The organism is Opacimonas viscosa, assembly GCF_024199005.1.
Lineage (GTDB): Bacteria > Pseudomonadota > Gammaproteobacteria > Enterobacterales > Alteromonadaceae > Opacimonas > Opacimonas viscosa.
Genome location: NZ_JANATA010000107.1, coordinates 1 through 275, shown reverse-complemented (window position 1 = coordinate 275; position 275 = coordinate 1). Strand labels below are relative to the sequence as shown.

The window sequence follows — 275 nt, the reverse complement described above, 5'->3', positions numbered from 1 at the left end:
AAATCGAATTTGGTATTGGCGTGGGACTATTGGAAAACCGCCATTTCGGTCAAAAAGACATGGGCTCTAAGTTTCAGTTTGAAGACCGTCTGGGGCTACGTATGCAGTTAACTGAAGGGCTGGCAGTGTCGCTGCGCTATATGCATTATTCCAACGGCGGCATAACTGAGTCTAATCCGGGGCTGGATTTCATTAACGTATCGCTGATCTATCCGCTGTAAACGCCGCCCGGTGGGCGGCATTCGGTAGGCGTCAAGTCGATTATTTATTGCGTT

General features: G+C 49.1%; 1 protein-coding gene. It reads left to right on the top strand.

The genetic code is table 11. From position 1 onward, the window contains the following. Positions 1–221 (top strand): acyloxyacyl hydrolase (locus NLF92_RS12895; RefSeq protein ID WP_254102608.1); only part of this gene is annotated, 221 nt, incomplete at its 5' end. Positions 222–275 lie beyond the last annotated feature (54 nt).